Source organism: Thiohalocapsa halophila (genome assembly GCF_016583825.1).
Classification (GTDB): domain Bacteria; phylum Pseudomonadota; class Gammaproteobacteria; order Chromatiales; family Chromatiaceae; genus Thiohalocapsa; species Thiohalocapsa halophila.
Window position 1 is genome coordinate 21,757 of sequence record NZ_NRRV01000009.1, and the last position, 18,917, is coordinate 40,673.

The following is an 18,917-nucleotide window of genomic DNA, read 5'->3' on the forward strand; positions in this document are numbered from 1 at the left end:
AGCGCTCCCGCAGCCATCGTCAAGCATGCAGACCGGTGGGGAGCCGCAGTCGCCCCGGCGTGCTCGGAGCGCCGACGCCGTGGAAGGGTGGCACGGCGACGGGCGGCGCGGCGCCGCAGGAGATGGCGGATGCGCTACCTTGAGACTAGGGCAAGCATGTCGGATGCCAAAAAGCCTCATCGCCTTGTCCCGAGACAACTCAGGGCGTTGCGTGCGCGCCTGTTGCTCGGGCGTGCTTGGGCTGGGCTGCTGATTGTACGCGATATCGACAGAGGGGCTCATGCTGTACATAAAACAGTCATTCGTTTGCCGCCGTTGGGTCTGTTCTGTCCAAGCCTGCCTTTTTCCGCAGCGTTGAGCGATGCAGCCCCAGCAAGCGAGACGCCGCGACCTGGTTATTGTCGCAGCGACGCAGAGCCTCGTGCACCAGTGTTCGCTCCACATGCTCCACGAGCATGCTGTACGCCGAGCCGCCGTGTTGGGATGGCGCCGCGAGCAATAGCGCGTCCAGCGCCGCGGCCGTGGACTGGGCAAGCGCTGTCAATGATGCGTCTGGGGTGGCCGCGTCGCCGCTGTCCCCCGGCGCCTGCTCCGGCTGCGCAAAGGCGAGATCGACGGCCGTGAGTATGGGCGTGGGGCTCAGCAGCAGCGAGCGGCGCAGCAGGTGCTCCAGCTCGCGGACGTTGCCGGGCCAGTGGTGGCGCCTGAGCGCGTCCAGAGCATCCGGCGCCAGTGTCGGCGCCGGGCGCTCCAGCTCCGCGGCGGCGCGGGCGAGGAAGTGCCGAGCCAGCAGCGGGAGATCCTCGAGGCGCTGTCGCAGGGGCGGAATGTGCAGGCTGATGGTGTTGAGCCGATGATAGAGATCCTCGCGGAAGCGTCCGGCGGTGACCTCCCGCGGCAGGTCGCGGTTGGTGGCCGCAAGGAGGCGGGCTTGCAGGCGCTGGGGCCGATGCTCGCCGACGGGCTCGAAGCAGCGCTCCTGCAGCACCCGCAGTAGCTTCACCTGAAGGGGCGGGGGCAGCTCGCCCACCTCGTCCAGGAGCAGGGTGCCGGCACCCGCGGCGGCCAGCTTGCCGCTTCGCGCCTCGACGGCGCCGGTGAAGGCGCCGCGGACATGGCCGAACAGCTCGCTCTCCAGCAGCTCAGCGGGAATGGCGGCGCAGTTGACGGCGACAAAGGGCTGCTCGCGTCGGCGGCCGTGGCGGTGCAGACCGCGGGCGACGAGCTCCTTGCCCACGCCGCTCTCGCCGTGGATCAGCACCGGCATGTCGTTGTCCGTGAGCAGCGCCATGAGCTTGAAAAGCTGCTGCATCGCGGGCCCCTGCCCGACGAGGTCGAGCTTCGCGGTCTCGTCGTCGGCGGCATCCCCCTGTGCTGCGCTGGCATCCGCCGGAGACGCTTGTGCCGCGCGCAGGGCGCGATCGAGCACCGCGCGCAGGCGCTCCAGCTCGATGGGCTTCCCGAGGTAGTCGAAGGCGCCGTTGCGTATGGCCGCGAGCGCCGTCTCCACCGTGCCGTAGGCGGTCATGACTACCACCGGCAGGTTTGGCGCCAGCTCGCGCAGCCGGGCCAGCGCTTCGAGGCCGCCCAGTCCGGGCATGCGCACGTCGAGGAAGGCGACGTCTGGGGCCTCGCGGCTCACCAGCTCCAACGCCTGATTGCCGTCCGCGGCCACTAGCGCCCGGTGACCCGCGCGCTCCAGCATGGTGCTGAAGACCCGGCAGATGGCAGGCTCGTCGTCGGCGATCAGGACGCTTGCCACGTCGCTTCCTCTTGGTGATGCGGGGCGGCCCTCGGCAGACGCAGCCGCAGGCAGGCACCGCCAAGCTCGCTCTCGCAGGTGGCGAGCCGGGCGCCCATGCGCTCGGCGAGCTCCAGGGACAGCCGCAGGCCGACCCGACCGCCGGCACCGAGGGTATCGCGGTCTCCGGCGATAAGGGCCGCGGCGAGCGCATCCGGCAGACCTGAACCGTCATCGGAGATGCTCACGAACACCGCTGCGCTATGAGCGGGCCCGGTTGCGATGGTAACCCGGCCGCCGCGGCCGAGGGCGTCCCGCGCGTTGACGAGAAGGTTGGTGAGTATCTGTTTACAGCCATCCACGTCCATGACCGCCGGCGGCAGTGTGGGCGCGAGATCGACGGCCAGGGTGATGCCGGCATGCGCCAGCTGCGGCTCGAACAACCTCGCCACGTCCCCCGCCACGGCGTTGAGGTCGGCGGCGGCGATGTGCAGGCGCCGCGGGCGCGCCTGCTCCAGCAAGCCCCCCAGCAGGAGCTCCAGCCGTCGGATCTCGGCGACGAGGTCCACGGCATCGGGCTCCTGCCCTCCCGGCCCCGACTCGGCGCGGAGCTGCAGCTGTAGCTTGATGGCCGTGAGCGGGTTGCGCACCTCGTGCGCGACCCGAGCTGCCATGGCGCCGAGCCCGGCGAGCTTCGCTTGCTCGGCCGCGCGTCGTTCATAGGCATCGAGGCGTGCGACCATCTCGTTGAGGCTGCATGTCAGCGAGCGCAGCTCCGGCGGCCCGAGGGCGCGCATCCGCACGGACCGGTTGCCATCGGCGATGCGTCTGGCCATCGTCGACAACTGCGCAAGCGACCGGGCAATGCTGTCAGTGAGTGCCGTGGCCACCGCCAGGAGCAGCGCGATCGACACCAGGGCGGCCAGCGCGAGCCACTGTGCCGCCCGGTAAATCGCGGCCTCCAGATCCGCCAGACTGTTGATCACGGCGACATGATCGGCGCCGTGTGCCAGTCCGGGCGGCAGTGGTCTCAGCGCGACCAGGTGCGGTGCGCCGTTGATGCGCAGGTTGAGTGTCCCGTCTGCATGGGGCGTAGCCATCGGCCGCGCCGGGGCTTCAGGCGCCCGCGCCGGACTCGGCAGCGCGGGCAGCCACTGCGGAAGCGATGCCGGCGCCCGACTGTCGAGCAGCAGGATCTGGGCGTCCACCAAGGCCCCGAGGCGCGTCAGCAGCTCGGGCGTCAGGGGCAGTTGACCGCCGGCAAGCTGTTCTGCGGTGGCGACGACGAGCGCCTGTTGGCGCAGGCGCAGCGCACGGCCGACGAGCTCCGACGCAGCCCACCAGCCCAGCAACGACGCCAGCACGAAGACCAGCGTCAATGGCAACAGGAGCCGCTGGCGCATATCGAGCCGTCGCCACAGGGTCTGACCGGCACGGACCGGGCGTTTTACGGATCGAGGGACACCTGCCATAGGGTGGGCACGGTGCCGTAACGAGGGGGTTTCGCGCAATGTTTACAACGCGAGCGCGCGTGCTCCAACTCGCGGCCGGCGCGGAGTCGCGACGATTCGACGCCGAGGGAGCGTTTCGGAAAATTTTACACCCTCGGCTTGTCGAGGTTGCTTTCGCCGCTTCTTCCAATGCCTATAGCTTATTGAAAAATATTGTTTAAAGGGAGCTTGATCCGCGTAGTCCGGGGTCCGCCTCACCGCAGCGGTTGTGACAGTGGCGGCTAGCTGACCGGTGTACTCAAAAGGGTCTTGTAAAACAATGCTTTAAGACGCCGCCTTAGCCGCTTGGGCAAGCACCATTGTCAAGTTTCTTTACAAAAATTCGCAGTTTTTTCCGGGGGCAGTTTGACAGGTGGGGCACGACCTTGCGCAAGGTACTAAGAGTAAGGAATTTTTTTTCTGTGGCGTAAGTATGGCCTCATTCTTGCTTAAAAGATGCAATCCTCGCGGTCGTTACAAACCACCGAAAGCAGCCGGCATCTTCTCAACGATGCCCGCATGAACGTCCATCCTCCCGAGCACGGAGTATCCAGACACATGGAGACGAAACAACTCACCCTCGCGGCCTACCTCTGCGCCGGCGCAGCGGCTCCGGGCCTCGCCGGCGCCGCTGACATCGGTCTGTTCGAGTGGGCCTTCAACGTCGACGGCACCGTCTACGGCAACGGCTTCACGACCCCCGATGCCATTACCGACGTGCCGGGGCTCGACTCCACCAGCTTCGACGAGACCACCGGTCTGGGCAGGCTGGTCTACCAAAACTCCACCATCGGCGATCACTTCTTCGGGGGCTACTTCGATCTCGAGATCGATGTCGCTGATAACGGCTTCAGTAACGAGAATGGCAGTACCGCCGGCGCAGCCGCCGCTGGGCAGAGCTGGGAAATGGACGAGCCGTTCAACGGGGACATTTTTACGAATTTCCAGGCCAACACCCTGGACAATACCAGCAGCGTCGATACGACCAGCTTCCCGATCGGCACCGACGTCGCCATGGCGACCATTTACGCCTACTCGCTGCTCGACAACCAGGTGGCCACGATCACTATCGACATTGCCGAGTCGCTCAACACCAGCGGCCTCGCGCTGATCCAGACGGATTTCGGCAGCGGCGGCACCGTGGAGCTCGCCGCCGATCTGGACATCCGCACCCAGGGTGTGCCGGCGCCGGCGACGCTGGTCCTGCTCGCCTTTGGGCTCTTCGGACTGCATCGGACCGCGGCGCAGCGCCGCGCCTGAGGCAACAGCGGGCGCCCGTGACCCGCTGCGACAGCATCGCTTCGGTCGTGGGGACCGTGTGGTGCGACGTCTCAAACTCTGGAAGGGGAAACACCAATGACCATCGCTAGCAAATCCCGCCTGTGGCGCGGGCTGCTCGGCGCCGCCGCAGCGGCAACGCTGCTTGCAGGCACCGAAGTTGCCTTGGCGGTCACGCCCGTCGTCAAGGCCGTGCCCTTCGTGCCGGCCAATCCGTTGTCGCCGCACACGGCCCTGTCCGGTGAGCCGACGCGGCTCAAAGGCACCTCCAGCATCGGCCAGGGTGATGCCGGTGTCGTCGGCACGGTCAGCTGGCTCTGGGACACCGGCGGCGGCAATCCCGGGCAGTGCTCGGGCACCGTCAGCAGCACCACCAAGTACGCCATCGAGTGCGCGGTGACCTACACCGGCACGCCGGGGCAGCTCTTCACCGGCACGCTGACGGTGACGGACGACGCAACTGGTGATTCAGCGACGGTCAACTATTTTACACAGATCCAAGCGCCTTCCCTCGGTGTCGACGTGAACATCGCCATTGACGAGGGCCTGTGGTACCTGCACAAGCGGATGAGCCGTAGCACCTGCTCCACCAATGCCGCCGAGCCCTGCGGCAGCTGGCAGGGTGTCGCCCTTCCGAGCACGAGCACCACCGAAAACGCCATCGACCCAGCAAACGTGACCGCCTTCCTCGTGAATGGCCACTCAGAAGCTGGAGCCGCGACCAACCCCTACACGGAAACCGTTGAGCGGGGCATCAATACCACTCTGGAGCAGCTTTCGGCGGAAACCCTGTCTAGTCAGACTGCGACAGTCGGAACCTTTGACCCGGATGTCAACGGCAACGGGATCGGCCTGCAGGGAGACACCTCTGATCCGCCCTACCAGGGCGGCTTGTTTATTGACGCGATCGTCGCCACAGGTACACCGGCGAAGACCGCCGACGCAGGCTCCACGGCGGCCTCCGGCACTGAGGCCAGCATCGTGCAGGGTCGCACCTATGCCGACATCGTGCAGGACATGGTCGACGCCTACTCCTGGGGGCAATCCGAAGCAGGCGGCGGATGGCGCTACAACTGGTATGACAACGGCGGGGGCACCACGACCGACAACTCGACGAACCAGTGGGCGGCGATTGGTCTGATTGCCGCTGAGCGGGAGTTCGGCAGTGTCGTTCCGCCCGAAGTCAAGGCGATGAATCAGATTTCCTTGACCAATACGCAGCAGACGAGCGGCGTGTTCGGGTATACCAGCAGTAGCCCCCTTTGGGGCCCTTATGCGACGACGCCGTCGGGCATGGTCCAGTTGGCCTGGCAGGGGATCGGGCGTGGCGACGACCAATGGGATCGGTCGGAGAATTACATTCGCGACAACTTCTGCAACACCGGCGGTGCCCGGAGCGCCATCAAGGACTACTACTACGGCCTGTTTTCGTTCACCAAGTCGATGCTCCTGCACGACAGCAGCAGCAGCGCACCCACGAGCCTCGATTGCTTGGTCAACACCGGCAGTACCAATCCCTTGGACTGGTACGGAGCGGAGTCCGGTCAGCCGGACACGCTCTGCAACCCCGGTACGACAGCCCCGTGCGACGGCGTGGCCCGCGAGATCGTCGACAGCCAAAACGGCAGCGGTGCCGGGGCGTCCTGGGGTGCCTGGCCCAATGGCAATCAATTCTCCAGCACTCAGTATCCGTTCACGAGCACCTGGGCCATCATCATGCTGAACCGCACGGTGTTCTCGTCCGGCGAGCCTGTGGCGGTGTGCGGCCTGCGTCCGAATCCCTCCATCGCCGGGCAGCCGGTGACCCTGGACGGCACCAATTCCTTCCACCAGGACGCGAGCAAGAGCATCATTTCCTGGGAATGGGACACCGATAACGACGGCGTCTTCGACGAGACCGGCGCCGTGGTCCCCGACGTGAGCTTCCCGGCGGCCGTCGGCGTGTATCCCGTCACGCTGCGGGTCACCGACGACAGTGATCCGGCAGACACCGCGAGCACGGTCTGCAACGTCACCGTGGACACGCCGCCGTTGGCGCCGACCGCGGATGCCAACGGACCCTATGTGTTCTGCCTCGGTCAGAACTTCTTCCTGGATGGCACCGGCTCAAAGAATCCGGACGATGGCGAGGCCGAGACCGATCCGCCGCCCGGAGGATGCCCGAACGGCGACAGTATTACCGCGTATGACTGGGACCTCGACGGTGATAACCAATTCGATGACGCCAGCGGCGCACAGGCCGAGGTCACAGGCTTCTACACCACGCCGGGCGCCTTCAACGCGTCACTGCGGGTCCAGGACGACAGTGCCGCCTGCTTCCCGACGGTGGCGGACGAGAACCTGACCGGCTTCGATATCGGTGAGGCCAACGTCTTTGCCCTCGGGGCTCAGGAGTGCGAGTGCATCAGCGATCTGTTCATTCGCAGCAATTCGCGAGCCATTTCGCTCAACTGGGCGGCGTCCAACAACCCGGAGACGGACTCCTACAACGTCTACCGCGGGACCATTAACGGCGGCCCGTACAACCTGATCGGCAACACACCGACGCCTGGCTATGCCGACTCCGCGGTGGCGGCCGGTACGACCTACTACTACATCGTACGGCCGATCCGGATCGATACTTCCGAGATTTGTCAGTCCAACGAGGGCAGCGGACAGCTGCAGGCGCGGCGCAGCCGCAGGTAAGGCGGACGGCCCTCCGGTCGATGCAGTGCATCGGCCGCGAGGGGCGTTTCCGGCTGGAAGAGTCGACGGCCCGCCTGCGCGGGCCGTTTTTACTTCGGAGAGAACGCATGAACAGGCATGCTTTCGCGCTGGCTGCGGCCCTGCTGCCAGGCTCGATGCTGCCGGTGGCCGCCGCGGACTTTCGAGTCACGGCGGTCTACGGCAGCGGCGAGCGGCTCGGGGCGCTGGTGGAGCTGGAAGGCGAGATCAAGTCCATACGCGCCGGGGACATCGTCGGCGGCACAGCGATCGCCGCCGTGGTTCCTGAAGGGGTCGAGGTAGAGCACGACGGCGAGCGCCTGCTTGTGCCGCTCGGCGGCGGCAGCGCCACCCGTATCCCGCGGACGGCGCTGGCACGGACCGCGCAAGTCAGGCTGGCGCCTCTGGAAGAGCTGGTGCCGGCGCTGAAAGCGGTGGAGCAATCCCTGCAGGAGGTCTCGGAAGGCCCCGCCGCGCATGCGGCCGTCGCCCAGGCTCTGGGGCTACCGGAGCAGGCACGGATCGTCGCCATCCGCCGGCAGGACTTCGACGGCCCAAAGGAGGCGTTGCGCAAGATCCGAAAGGCCTTGGCGCGCCGCGACTGGCCGCAGATCACGGTCGAAAACGTCGAGGGCCTGCACGAGGTCTACATCGAGCCCGCCGATGCCGGCGGCCCGATGCCTTAGAAGCCGTTAGTGGCTGTTTGCGGCTGCCCGTCGGGCATGGCTCAGCCGCTGCCCTGGTGTTCCACACGGCGCCAGATCAGCCAGCCGAGGGCGGGAACGGCCAAGGGTATGGCGAGACCCGGGCCGGCGAGCCCCGTGGGGAGAAAGGCGGCACCGCTGGCTGTAAGCGCGCCCGCGTAGACGAGATTGCCCGCTGCGCAGACCGCTAGGAAGACCGGCAGCGATAATCGCTCCGCACCCGCCGTGACGGTGACCGCCTCTGCCAGCACCGGCACCGGGCGGCTCAGCAGAAGCAGCGCCAGCGTTGGCGCCTGCGGCAGACGCTCGCCGAGCCGACCCAGCAGCAGCCGGCCGACACCATAGCCGACGAGGGCCCCGAGCATCAGCCCGCTCCAAGCCCAAAACAGCCCCGGGACGAAGCCGAGCCGCGCGCCGAGCAGGGTACCAATGATGCTCGAGGGCACCGGCAGCAGCACGTCGGCCGCCAGCAGGCCGCCGCCGATGAGACCGAATACCAGGGCGTCGTCGCCCGCTGCGGAGAGCCACTGCTCGCCGGGCAGCTCGCCGATGACGACGAAGGGGATGACCGGAATCAGGAGCGCGACGGCGATGACCAACGCGGCGCGAGCGCGGGGCGGCATTGGTCAGTCCCGACGGCCCCAGCCCGTCACCTGGGTGACTGGAATCGTCTCGATATCGACGAGACCGGCGAACGGCGCTTGAATGCGCTCCAGCAGCGCCGGGTCGTCCGTCTCCAATAACGCGAAGGTGCGCGAGCGATCATCTGCCGCCCAGTCGCCCACCAGACGCACGCCGGTTGGAATATTGTCGTAAAAGGACTGCGCCAGGCGGGCAAGCTCTTCATACTGCGCCGGCGACAGGTCGGGACGGGTGCGGTTGATCAACATGTACAACAAGGCTGGTCTCCGGTTGGGGGTTGGCGCTGGCACGAAGTCCCCGATGATATAGCATTGGCGTCGGTCCGATCCGCCCCAGCCGCCTTGCGAGCGGCCGGCTTATTCCCACGCCTGATGGAGCCGTGATGACGCCTGAGACCCTTCCCGAATCGGCGCGCCTGAAGATCGAGCTGATGTTCGACGGCGTACGTTGGAGCGAGAGCCTCGGCGCTGCCGCCGAGCACGCCTTCCCCAACTTCTATCCGTACCGCTTCTCACCGGAGGAGCAGCGCGAGACCGGCCGTGACAAAGCGACCATCCCCTACCTGATGACGCTGTCCGACGAAACGCTGATCCGGGTCAAGGGCACTGCCGGTGCCCCCTGGCAGGTGGTCGGCGACCGAGAGCAGGGCTACCGGCTGCGCCATGACGACGGTCGCGATCTGGCCATCGACTTTGCGCCGCTGCCCGCTTGGATGCAGGCCACGACCGATGACGGTCTGCCGTTGGCCCAGGCGGGCGTGAGCCTGCACGGGGACATGGCCGTCATCAATATCGCGCCCGGATGCGAGTTCTTTTTGCACCGAGGTGACGAAGGAGATTCGCTACGCTGCACCTTCTGCGCCTACGGGGCGCCGAACGAGCGGGTCAAGCACTATGATCAGCGCATCGGCGAGTCTGCTCTGTCGCCACGGGCGGTAGCGCGCATGCAGCAGGCGCTGGCTGCGGCACTGGCCGAAGGTGGTGTCCGCCATCTCTACCTCGTGGGCGGCTCCATGTCCGACTGGGACCAGGAAGGCGCGCGGTTCGTTGAGCTCGCCCGTGCCGTGCAGGCCGTCAATGATCACCGCGTGCCAGTGGCCTGTGGCTCCGGCGCACTGCCGGACGCACGTCTGGACGAGCTCCACGGTGAGGGTCTCGTGGACCAGGTCTGCTTCAATCTGGAGGTCTGGTCCGAGGCCCTGTTCGCGCGGGTTTGCCCCGGCAAAGAGCGCTTTGTGGGCTATGGGAACTGGCTACGCGCGCTGGAGCAGGCGGTCACTCGCTTCGGCGCCGGTAACGTCTACACCGCCATGGTTGCCGGTATCGAGCTGGAGCCTGAGCACGGCATGGACTGGGAGCAGGCTGCGGCGCTTGCCGTGCGGGGCGCCGGGGACCTTTGCGCGCGCGGGGCCATTCCGGTCTATTCCCTCTATTGGCCGACCGGTGGCCGCGATCATCCGGATTATTTCAGCCGACTGCTGCACTATTTCGAGGCGCTGAATCTCGGCTATGCGCGCATCCGCCGCGAGCAGGGCGTGCGGATCTCGGAGCGGTTCCTGACCCATCGCGCCGCGTACATGCAGCTGGAGTGCGATATCGACCGCGCGGAGGCGAGCCATGTCTGAGGCAGAGCGGGTGGCCGCCAGCCCGGATCCGGCGCCACTGCTGGCGCTTTCCACCGCCCATTGGGGCGCGCAAACACTGCTCACGGCGAATCGTCTGGGGCTGTTCGCGCTGCTCGACGAGGGCCCCCGCACCGCGGAGTCCGTTGCTGCCGCGCTCGGCACCGACGCGCGCGCCACGCATCTGTTGCTGAACGCCTGTGCAGCTTTGGGGCTGCTCGGTAACCGCGGCGGGCTGTTCGGCGTGAGCCCACTGGCGGAAGCCTACCTCGTGCCGGGCCGGCCCGGCTATTTGGGCGATGCGCTTCGCTACAACGACGACCTCTATGCAGCCTGGGGGCACTTGGCGGAGGCGGTCAGGACAGGTCGTCCGGCGGTGCCGGCGGCCCGCTACACCGGCGACGATTCGGCGCAGACCCGACACTTCGTCTATGGCATGCATAACCGTGCGCTGGGCATCGGCCGAGCGCTGGTCGGGCTGGTGGATCTATCTGGGCGGCAGCGACTTCTGGATATCGGCGGCGGCCCCGGCACCTATTCCGCGCTCTTTGCGCAACAGCACCCGGATCTCTCGGCGACGGTCGTGGATCTGCCCGGCGTCGCTGCCGTGGGCGCCGAGATCATCGCCGAGATGGGCGTCGCCGAGCGCGTGCGCCACGTTCCGGGGGACTACAGGGTCGCGGATCTTCCCGGTGCCCAGGACGCGGTGCTGATCTCCGGTGTCTTCCACCGCGAGACAGCAGCATACTGTCGGGATCTCATCGAGCGTGCGCGGGAGGCGCTGGTGCCCGGTGGGCTGTTGGTGATCAGTGATGTGTTCACCGACGCCGGCGGTGCCGAGCCCCCCTTCGCGACGCTCTTCGGGCTAAATATGCTGCTCACCGCCGACGACGGTGGTGTGCACGCCGATGCCGACGTTGCCGCGTGGATGACCGATGCCGGTTTTCGGGACGTGCAGGGCCAACCCTTCCCGACGCCGCTGCCGCATCGGATCGTACAGGGGGTTCGGGGCTGATGCGCAGCCTATTGTTGCCCCTGCTGGCGGCTTCTTTGATGCCGTGGTCATGGCCTCTGGCCGCTCAGGAGACCGCCGCTAGCGCCGGTCCGGAGGGCAGCAGCCAGCTCGGTACTATCGAGCTCGACAGGGCGGAGCGGACTTTCGCTGTGCCCGGGCGCTTCCTGGTGTCCGCCGAGCCGCCGAAGTCCGATGCGGACGTGCCCCCGGCACCCGGCGACGACTTGCTGGAGTATCTCGCCGTCAAGCGCGATGGCTACAAGGCCTATGAGGCTCTGATCGAGCTGGATACCAACGCAGCAGCCTTCAACCTCGCGTGCATCCTGATTGGCTTCGATGCGGACCGCGCAACTCTGCCGGAGTATCACTTCGACCCGACCCCGCTTGAGGGCGATGCAGCCGAGCTGCGGGTGGAATGGGAGCAGGACGGCCAGTGGCGCAGGGTGCCGCCGGCTCGCTTGATTCTGGTGGAAGGCGAGCCCGTCGATGATCACGATTGGGTTTACACCGGCTCGACATTCATCGGCCCCGGCGACTATCTCGCCGAGCGCACGGGAGCCCTGATCGGCTTCGTGCACGACCGCGACAGCATCATCGAGCATCGGCGAGGTATCGGGTTGGGTGCACCGCACCCGCCGCGAGTGAACCGGGCGCTGCTGCCGCCGGATGGCACCCCCATCCGCGTCGTGGTGCGCAATCTCGGCCCCGGCGAACAGGACGCAGCTGCCGCACCTGACCCTTGAGGCGGCCGAAACTCGAGGGACCGATGGTGCCCCGTCGGCGTCAGTCCCTCACCGGGAGCCCGCTCGGCACTTGCCCGGGCACAAGGCTTTGGGCGTCGGACAGCGTGGCATCCGTGAGGGCACCTAGGAACGCGAGCAAGTCCGCGACCTCGCCGTCGGTCAGCCGGACCGGTCGTTGTTCGACACGCCGGGCAATAGCGTCGCGGCGTGCATGGGAGCGCATGACGGTGAGATCGGTGCCAGCCAGGTCCGCCCGCGCCGGTGCCAGCGGCGCCGGCGAGTAGTGGCGCAGCCCTGCGACCGGGTCCAAATGATGACGCAACAGGTTCCTCAGCGAATCGAAGCCGCCGGCGTGTCCCCAGGGACCGGTGAGCATGACGTTACGCAGGGAAGGCGTGCGGAAGCGATACCGATCCGCCGGATCGCCGGTGACGTTTTCGCGGCCGAAGTCGTCGAGCCCGTCAAAGCCGTTGCCTTTTCCCTGTCCGAGCTGGGGCATGCCTACCGCATGGAAGCGGTGATCGGTCAGCAGCGGGCCGCTGTGGCAGCGATGGCAGCCGGCATCGCCGTAGAACAGGTTCAATCCGCGCTGCTCGGCTTCGCTCAGTGCGGTCCGGTCGCCTCGCAGCCAGCTATCGAAGGGGGCGTTGTCACTGCGCCAAGTGGCGGCCTGGAATGCCGCCAAGGCGTTGGCGGCATCCACGAAGCCGATGTCATCGGCCGCATCGATGTGGGGGAAGACATCGATGAAATAATCCGTGTACCCGTTGGCGGGGTTTTGGAGGCGCGCCGTGAGGAGCGCCCAGGCGCGTTGAAAGTCCCCGGCTGCGACTGCCTCGGCGATGGCGTTCTCTCCCTCTTGACCGGCCATCTCCAAGGGTGCCAGCACCGGGAACATGGCCTGTGCCGCCAAGACGTTGCGCAGACCTCCCGGCAGCGCCGAGCCGGCCGGAGTGAGGAAGCGAGCCGGGTCCTGCGGATGCACCTCCACCCGCCCGTCATGGAACATGCGCTTATAGCTGCGCGCACCGACATTGAACAGGGGAGTCGCGTTTCGGCCGACGCGCGCGGGCACCCGATCTGCGCCCAGTCCTGGGGTGCGCTCCAGTGCCGGACCGCGTCCACCCTCGCCAATGGACAAGGCGAGGCCATCCCCGGTGGCAGCATCCGGATGGTGGCAGGTGGCGCATGCGATGTTCCGGTTCCCGCTCAGGAGCTTATCGAAGAAGAGCAGCCGCCCGAGCGCCACCTCTGCCGGCGGGGGCGCGCCGTCGGCGTGGAAGTCCGTGTCGGTCAGTGGCGCTGGCACAGGTGCTGCGCCCTGGCACGTGCCGGTGGCCAATACGACGATGCTGAGGAGGCTACGAATGCTCACGGCCGCTGAACGGGATCGCCAGTGCGTGCGCTTCCACGCTGTTTCTGCGCGGATGATACCTCGGCGCATCGGCGCCGGTCAGCGTTTTGGCCCCACCATCCTCGGTCTCGTGCTGCTCATGGCCGCCGCTATGGGCTGCGCCGAGTCTGGATCGAGCACGGTGCCGGATCTCGGTCAGCGACGCGGTAGCCCCGGACCTGGCCAGATCGAGCGGGCCGTGGAATTGCGGGCGCGCGAGCGAGCCCTGTGGCCGGGCGAGGTGGCGCTCGCGCGCATCGAGGAGACCTTGGCGCAGTGGTTCGGTTCGCTCCGCAGCCGTGCGCTCCCGGACGCGCTTGCTCGGGCTCTATTGACGCCGGCGGCGCAGGGCGAAGCGCCGACGTCACCGCGCCACGGCGCCGACGGTGCGCTGCAAACGCGTGTGTTCGATGTAAAGACCGTCACTGGACGAGAGGCCATCGCCGCTGCTTGGACCGGCTACATGCAAGGCTTCGATGACGTCACGCGCACCGAGCACCACGTGTCGGCGTTGGCGCTCGAAGCCGGCCAGGCGCAACAGGGCGCGGAGCTCAGTGTCGTGTTCCGGATCACCGGTCAGCGCGGTGGGGACTTGCGCCAGGACCAAGGTCGGCTGGCACTCAAGCTGGCCGCGGAGACGCGCGCTGCTTGGCGCATTACCGGGTTGCGCTTGACGTCGCTGCGCGGGGTCAGCGGGCAGCCGGCGTTCGTTGCTCGGCAATTGCCTGTGCGGCGAGTCGATGGGCAGCCGCAGGGGGCCGCACTCTTTGTCGCGTATTTCGCCGAGGGCGCGTCCATCGTCGACCTGAATCGCGATGAGGCACCGGATCTTATCCTCGGGAACCGGGATGGCCCTGCCTCGGTACTGCTGAACGACGGCCGGGGTGGCTTTACGGAGGCCGGAGCGAGGCTCGGGCTCGGCGACATTGCTGGACTGCGTAGCGCCTACGGACTCGATTGGGACAACGATGGTGACGCCGATCTCTTGTTGGTGACGCAATTCGGGCTCCGCCTGCTCGAGCATCGAGCGGAAGGCTTCGCGGACGTCTCGGCTCGCTCCGGTTTCGACCACATTCGCGTCGACGGCCTGACGTCGGCGGCGATCGCGGATTACGACGGCGATGGCCTGCTGGACTTCTATGTGTGCGGCTATGGAGATCCAGCCCGCTCACCAATTTTCGATTATTTCGACAGCCGCTCCGGGTACTTCAACAAGCTGTTTCGCAACCAGGGCGGCGGTCGCTTCGAGGACACGACCGCGGCCGCCGGACTCGCTGAGGACAACCGACGCTGGTCCTTCGCAGCATTGTGGCTGGACCTTGACGAGGATCGGCGTCCGGATCTCTACGTGGTCAACGACTATGGACCCAATCAGCTCTACCGCAATCGCGCTGACGGCGGCTTTGAGGACGTCGGTGCTGCGAGCGGTGCGGGTGATCTCGGGAACGGTATGAGTGTGAGCAGCGGCGACCTGGACGGCGACGGGCGCATCGATCTGTTCGTCTCGAACATGCACAGTTGGGCTGGGCGACGCATACTCCATCAGAGCGATCTACCCGAGGCGAGGCGGCGTACCGTGAAGCACTTCCTGCGTGGCAACTCGCTGCTGTTGGCAAAGGGCGACAGCCGGTTCGAGCGCGTGTCGGGCCCGTTCGATGACGCTAAGTGGGCTTGGGGTAATCGTCTGTTCGACTACGATAACGACGGCGACCTGGACCTATACGTCGTGAACGGCATGTTGACCAATTTACGCACGGCGGACCTCGATCCGCACTTCTGGCGCAACATCTTGATCCCAGTAGCGCAGCAGGATCCGTCCTATGCGCTGGGCTCGGCAGTGCTCGCAGACCGACTGCAGACCTACGCGCATTCCTTTGCCGGGCATGAGCGCAACCGTTTCTTTCACAACCTGGGAGGAGGACGCTTCGCGGACGCGGCAGCCGTTTCGGGTCTGGACCTGGTTCAGGACGGGCGTGCGGTGGTGAGCGGCGATCTCGACGCCGACGGAGATCTCGACTTGGTGGTGGCCAACCGCAATGCCCCTCGGGCGGTCCTGCTGGAGAATGTGGCGGACCCACCAGGGCATTGGCTTGCGGTAGATCTCGAGGGCCGAGCGTCCAACCGCCAGGGGGTCGGTACCTGGTTGCGGCTCAGGTGTGCAGATGGTCGCACCCAGGTGCGCTACAGTCAGATCGGCAGCGGTTATGTGAGCCAGAGCCACGGGAGCCAATGGTTCGGGCTCGGCGACTGCGAACAGGTGGAGCGGCTCGTCCTGGATTGGCCGTCGGGAGCACGGCAGGTGCTCAGCGACTTGGGCGCGGATCGGCGCATTCGCGTGGTGGAAGGCGTTGAAGGGGCGCAGGCCGTGAGCATGGGCGGCGACGATGACGCCGCACCGCTTCCATAAGACTCAGCGCCTCGGCGTACCCGCACAAGCCGCTCGGGCGCCGAGTGCGCATGCCCGCGACGAAAACGCCTCCGCGCGCCTTGGGCTGGCGCCGACGCCCGCCGCGCTGCGGTAGACCTCTGCAGGACCTGACAACCGACGGCGTCGCCGGCCGCGCCGCAAGCTCGCTCATCGGGTGTGAAACCTCTGCATGCCCAGCTGTGGTGGGCTTATACCCTTGGTGCTCGGCAGCGCTGCGTCAGAGACTCGCGATCTTGGTGTGCTGCGCCACTAGCTGGGCCAGGGCCGCGCCTTGCTCGGTGAGGCGCTCGCGCTCTTTCTGCACCACCGCCGCCGGTGCCTTGTCGACGAAGTTGGGGTTGGCGAGCTTGCCCTCGATGCGCGCGATGTCGGCGCGCAGCTTGGCGATCTCCTTGTCCAGGCGCTTGAGCTCGGCGTCTTTGTCGATGAGGCCGGCCATGGGGATCAGGAGCTTCATGTCGCCCACCAGGGCGATGGCGGACTCGGGGGCCTCGGCTTCGTCCTCCAGCACGGTGATGGACTCGGTCTTAGCCAGGAAGTCCAGGTACGGGCGGGCGTGCTCGATCCAGGCCCGGTCCTGCGCGCCGGCATTGGTCACCAGCACCGGCAGGGACTTGCCGGGCGCGATGTTCATCTCGCCCTTGATACGGCGCACGCCGAGGATGAACTGCTGGACCCACTCCATCTCGGCGACGGCCGCCGGGTCGTCCACGGCGGCATCGGCGACCGGGTAGGGCGCGAGCATGATGGTCTCGCCGTCGTAGCCCGCGGGGCTGGGGGCCAGGGGCTTGACCTTCTGCCAGATCTCTTCGGTGATGAAGGGCAGGAAGGGATGGGCCAGGCGCAGCAGGGTCTCCAGCGTCTGCACCAGGGTGCGGCGGGTGCCGCGCTTGGCGGCGTCACTGGCGTGCTCGCCCGTCAGCACCGGCTTGGCCAGCTCCAGGTACCAGTCGCAGAGCTCGCTCCAGGTGAACTCGTAGATGGCCTGGGCGGCGAGGTCGAAGCGGTAGGCGTCGATGGCGGTGCGCACCTGGGCGATGGCGCGGTGCAGGCGGGCGCGGATCCAGCGGTCGGCGGCGGAGAGCTCGATGTCGCCGGCGTCGGTGGGAGCGGCATCCTTGCCGCGATGATCGAGCACGTCGACAGCGTCATCCCCGCCGGAAGTCGCTCCCACGTTCATGAGCACGTAGCGGGAGGCATTCCAGAGCTTGTTGCAGAAGTTGCGGTAGCCCTCGATGCGGCCCAGGTCGAATTTGATGTCGCGGCCGGTGGTGGCCAGCGCCGCGAAGGTGAAGCGCAGCGCATCGGTGCCGTAGGCGGGGATGCCGTCCGGGAACTCCTTGCGCGTCGCCTGGGCGATCTTCTCGGCGAGGTGCGGCTGCATCATGCCCTTGGTGCGCTTGTCCACCAACGGCTCCAGCTCGATGCCGTCGATGAGGTCGATGGGGTCCAGCACATTGCCCTTGGACTTGGACATCTTGTTGCCCTGGGCGTCGCGCACCAGCCCGTGGATGTAGACGTCGCGGAAGGGCACGTCGTCCATGAACTTGAGCCCCATCATGATCATCCGCGCGACCCAGAAGAAGATGATGTCGAAGCCGGTGATGAGCACCGAGGTGGGGTAGAAGGTCTGGAGCCGGTCCGTCTGCTCCGGCCAGCCCAGGGTGCTGAAGGGCCAGAGCGCCGAGCTGAACCAGGTGTCCAGCACGTCCGGGTCCTGCTCCAGTGCAAAGTCCGCGGGCAGGGCGTGCTTGTCGCGGACCTCCTGCTCCGAGCGGCCGACGTAGACATTGCCCTCGGCGTCGTACCAGGCCGGGATGCGGTGGCCCCACCAGATCTGGCGGCTGATGCACCAGTCCTGGATGTTGCGCATCCATTCAAAATAGGTGTTCTTCCAGTTGTCCGGCACGAAGCGGATGCGCCCGTCCTCGACGGCGGCCACGGCCGGCTCCGCGAGCGGGCGGATCTTCACGTACCACTGGTCCGTCAGATAGGGCTCGATGACGGCCCCGGAGCGGTCGCCGCGGGGCACCATCAGCTTGTGGTCCTTTACGCCCGCCAGCAGGCCTTGCGCCTCCAGGTCCGCAACGATGCGCTTGCGGGCCTCGAAGCGGTCCAGGCCGATGTAGGCGGCGGGGATGAGCTGGTCCTCGTCCGGCTCGTTGGCGCGGATGGCGGCATCCGGCGTGAAGATGTTGATGAGTCCGCCGTGGGGCTGGTCGGCGATCTGCAGCTCGTCGCGGTGGTTGGCCCAGACCGCGTGGTCGTTGAAGTCGTGCGCCGGCGTGATCTTCACGCAGCCGGTGCCGAAGGCGGGGTCCGCGTGCTCGTCGGCGATGATGGGGATGCGCCGGCCGGTGAGCGGCAGCGCCACCAGCTCGCCGATCAGGTGCCTGTAGCGCTCGTCCTCCGGATTCACGGCGACGGCGCAGTCGCCGAGCATGGTCTCCGGGCGGGTGGTGGAGACCGTGAGATGCCCGGTGCCGTTGGTGAGCGGGTAGCGCATGTCCCACATGTGCCCGGACTCTTCTTCGGAGATCACCTCCAGGTCCGAGACCGCCGTGTGCAGCACCGGGTCCCAGTTCACCAGGCGCTTGCCGCGGTAGATGAGCCCCTCCTCGAACAGCCGCACGAAGACCTCGCGCACGGCGTTGGAGAGGCCTTCGTCCATGGTGAAGCGCTCGTGCTGCCAGTCCAGCGACGAGCCCAGGCGCCGCAGCTGGCGGGTGATGGTGCCGCCGGATTCCTCGCGCCACTGCCAGATGCGCTGGATGAAGGCCTCGCGGCCGAGGTCGTGGCGCGTCTTGCCCTCGGCCTCCAGCCGGCGCTCGACAACCATTTGCGTGGCGATGCCGGCGTGGTCCGTGCCCGGCTGCCACAGGGTTTTGTCGCCGCACATGCGGTGGTAGCGGATCAGCGCGTCCATGAGCGTGTTGTTGAAGCCGTGGCCCATGTGCAGGCTGCCCGTCACATTGGGCGGCGGGATCATGATGCAGTAGGCGCCGCCGTCACCGTCCAGCCGCGGCGCGAACCAGCCGGCGTCCTCCCAGCGCTGGTACCACTGGGCTTCGATGCGGTGGGGGTCGTAGGTCTTGTCCAGCATGACGGTCTCGGGCGGCGGGATGGGCGCTGAGGCAGCGGGCGTGTGACTGAGCCCGC

The 18,917-nt window shown here is 67.1% G+C and carries 13 protein-coding genes; 7 read left to right on the forward strand and 6 right to left on the reverse strand.

The features are described 5' to 3' along the window. Positions 1-298 precede the first annotated feature (298 nt). Together CKO31_RS05445 and CKO31_RS05450 are read right to left on the reverse strand one after the other, a co-directional pair. Positions 299-1,762: a sigma-54-dependent transcriptional regulator gene (locus CKO31_RS05445; protein WP_200234766.1), complete on the reverse strand. Its 1,464-nt coding sequence runs from the start codon at positions 1,760-1,762 to the stop codon at positions 299-301. Next, positions 1,747-3,144 (reverse strand): sensor histidine kinase, encoded by a 1,398-nt coding sequence (locus CKO31_RS05450; protein WP_200234768.1) that lies wholly within the window; start codon positions 3,142-3,144, stop codon positions 1,747-1,749. The genes CKO31_RS05445 and CKO31_RS05450 overlap by 16 nt, the downstream gene beginning before the upstream one ends. A 645-nt stretch (positions 3,145-3,789) precedes the next feature. Here CKO31_RS05450 and CKO31_RS05455 point away from each other — a divergent pair. The 3 genes from CKO31_RS05455 (at position 3,790) to CKO31_RS05465 (ending at position 7,898) form a co-directional block, all read left to right on the forward strand. Beyond that, positions 3,790-4,491, forward strand: a complete 702-nt coding sequence (locus CKO31_RS05455) for a PEP-CTERM sorting domain-containing protein (protein ID WP_200234770.1) — start codon at positions 3,790-3,792, stop codon at positions 4,489-4,491. Between the two features lie 96 nt (positions 4,492-4,587). Continuing rightward, positions 4,588-7,194: a hypothetical protein gene (locus CKO31_RS05460; RefSeq protein ID WP_200234772.1), complete on the forward strand. Its 2,607-nt coding sequence runs from the start codon at positions 4,588-4,590 to the stop codon at positions 7,192-7,194. A gap of 107 nt (positions 7,195-7,301) precedes the next feature. Further along, positions 7,302-7,898 (forward strand): hypothetical protein, encoded by a 597-nt coding sequence (locus CKO31_RS05465; protein WP_200234774.1) that lies wholly within the window; start codon positions 7,302-7,304, stop codon positions 7,896-7,898. Between the two features lie 41 nt (positions 7,899-7,939). On the opposite strand, the gene CKO31_RS05470 is transcribed toward CKO31_RS05465, so the two are convergent. After that, positions 7,940-8,539, reverse strand: coding sequence for a TVP38/TMEM64 family protein (locus tag CKO31_RS05470; RefSeq protein ID WP_200234775.1), 600 nt, complete (start codon positions 8,537-8,539; stop codon positions 7,940-7,942). Between the two features lie 3 nt (positions 8,540-8,542). Next, entirely contained in the window at positions 8,543-8,806 is a 264-nt protein-coding gene (locus tag CKO31_RS05475; protein ID WP_200234776.1) for a DUF3303 domain-containing protein, read from the reverse strand. A 134-nt stretch (positions 8,807-8,940) separates the two neighbouring features. Here CKO31_RS05475 and CKO31_RS05480 point away from each other — a divergent pair, with 134 nt between their 5' ends. The 3 genes from CKO31_RS05480 to CKO31_RS05490 all read left to right on the forward strand — a co-directional run bounded on the left by CKO31_RS05480 (position 8,941) and on the right by CKO31_RS05490 (position 11,937). Continuing rightward, on the forward strand, positions 8,941-10,182 hold the full coding sequence (locus CKO31_RS05480; RefSeq protein WP_200234777.1) for a radical SAM family protein: 1,242 nt from the start codon (positions 8,941-8,943) through the stop codon (positions 10,180-10,182). Beyond that, entirely contained in the window at positions 10,175-11,194 is a 1,020-nt protein-coding gene (locus tag CKO31_RS05485) for a methyltransferase (RefSeq protein WP_200234778.1), read from the forward strand. The genes CKO31_RS05480 and CKO31_RS05485 overlap by 8 nt, the downstream gene beginning before the upstream one ends. 149 nt (positions 11,195-11,343) lie before the next feature. Beyond that, a complete protein-coding gene (locus CKO31_RS05490) occupies positions 11,344-11,937 on the forward strand; it encodes a YdjY domain-containing protein (protein ID WP_200234779.1) in 594 nt (197 codons plus the stop codon). 40 nt (positions 11,938-11,977) lie between these two features. On the opposite strand, the gene CKO31_RS05495 is transcribed toward CKO31_RS05490, so the two are convergent. Further along, entirely contained in the window at positions 11,978-13,246 is a 1,269-nt protein-coding gene (locus tag CKO31_RS05495; protein ID WP_322789096.1) for a cytochrome-c peroxidase, read from the reverse strand. A gap of 19 nt (positions 13,247-13,265) precedes the next feature. On the opposite strand from CKO31_RS05495, the gene CKO31_RS05500 reads away from it, so the two are divergent. Next, positions 13,266-15,737 (forward strand): CRTAC1 family protein, encoded by a 2,472-nt coding sequence (locus CKO31_RS05500; RefSeq protein WP_322789097.1) that lies wholly within the window; start codon positions 13,266-13,268, stop codon positions 15,735-15,737. Between the two features lie 238 nt (positions 15,738-15,975). Here CKO31_RS05500 and CKO31_RS05505 read toward each other — a convergent pair whose 3' ends face one another. Further along, positions 15,976-18,861, reverse strand: a complete 2,886-nt coding sequence (locus CKO31_RS05505) for a valine--tRNA ligase (RefSeq protein ID WP_200234782.1) — start codon at positions 18,859-18,861, stop codon at positions 15,976-15,978. Positions 18,862-18,917 lie beyond the last annotated feature (56 nt).

What these genes read in the sequence shown, in the direction of transcription:
- CKO31_RS05450 (WP_200234768.1), bottom strand. Translation starts at nt 3,144, where the DNA reads ATGCGCCAGCGGCTCCTGTTGCCATTGACGCTGGTCTTCGTGCTGGCG.
- CKO31_RS05455 (WP_200234770.1), top strand. Translation starts at nt 3,790, where the DNA reads ATGGAGACGAAACAACTCACCCTCGCGGCCTACCTCTGCGCCGGCGCA.
- CKO31_RS05460 (WP_200234772.1), top strand. Translation starts at nt 4,588, where the DNA reads ATGACCATCGCTAGCAAATCCCGCCTGTGGCGCGGGCTGCTCGGCGCC.
- CKO31_RS05465 (WP_200234774.1), top strand. Translation starts at nt 7,302, where the DNA reads ATGAACAGGCATGCTTTCGCGCTGGCTGCGGCCCTGCTGCCAGGCTCG.
- CKO31_RS05470 (WP_200234775.1), bottom strand. Translation starts at nt 8,539, where the DNA reads ATGCCGCCCCGCGCTCGCGCCGCGTTGGTCATCGCCGTCGCGCTCCTG.
- CKO31_RS05475 (WP_200234776.1), bottom strand. Translation starts at nt 8,806, where the DNA reads ATGTTGATCAACCGCACCCGTCCCGACCTGTCGCCGGCGCAGTATGAA.
- CKO31_RS05480 (WP_200234777.1), top strand. Translation starts at nt 8,941, where the DNA reads ATGACGCCTGAGACCCTTCCCGAATCGGCGCGCCTGAAGATCGAGCTG.
- CKO31_RS05485 (WP_200234778.1), top strand. Translation starts at nt 10,175, where the DNA reads ATGTCTGAGGCAGAGCGGGTGGCCGCCAGCCCGGATCCGGCGCCACTG.
- CKO31_RS05505 (WP_200234782.1), bottom strand. Translation starts at nt 18,861, where the DNA reads ATGCTGGACAAGACCTACGACCCCCACCGCATCGAAGCCCAGTGGTAC.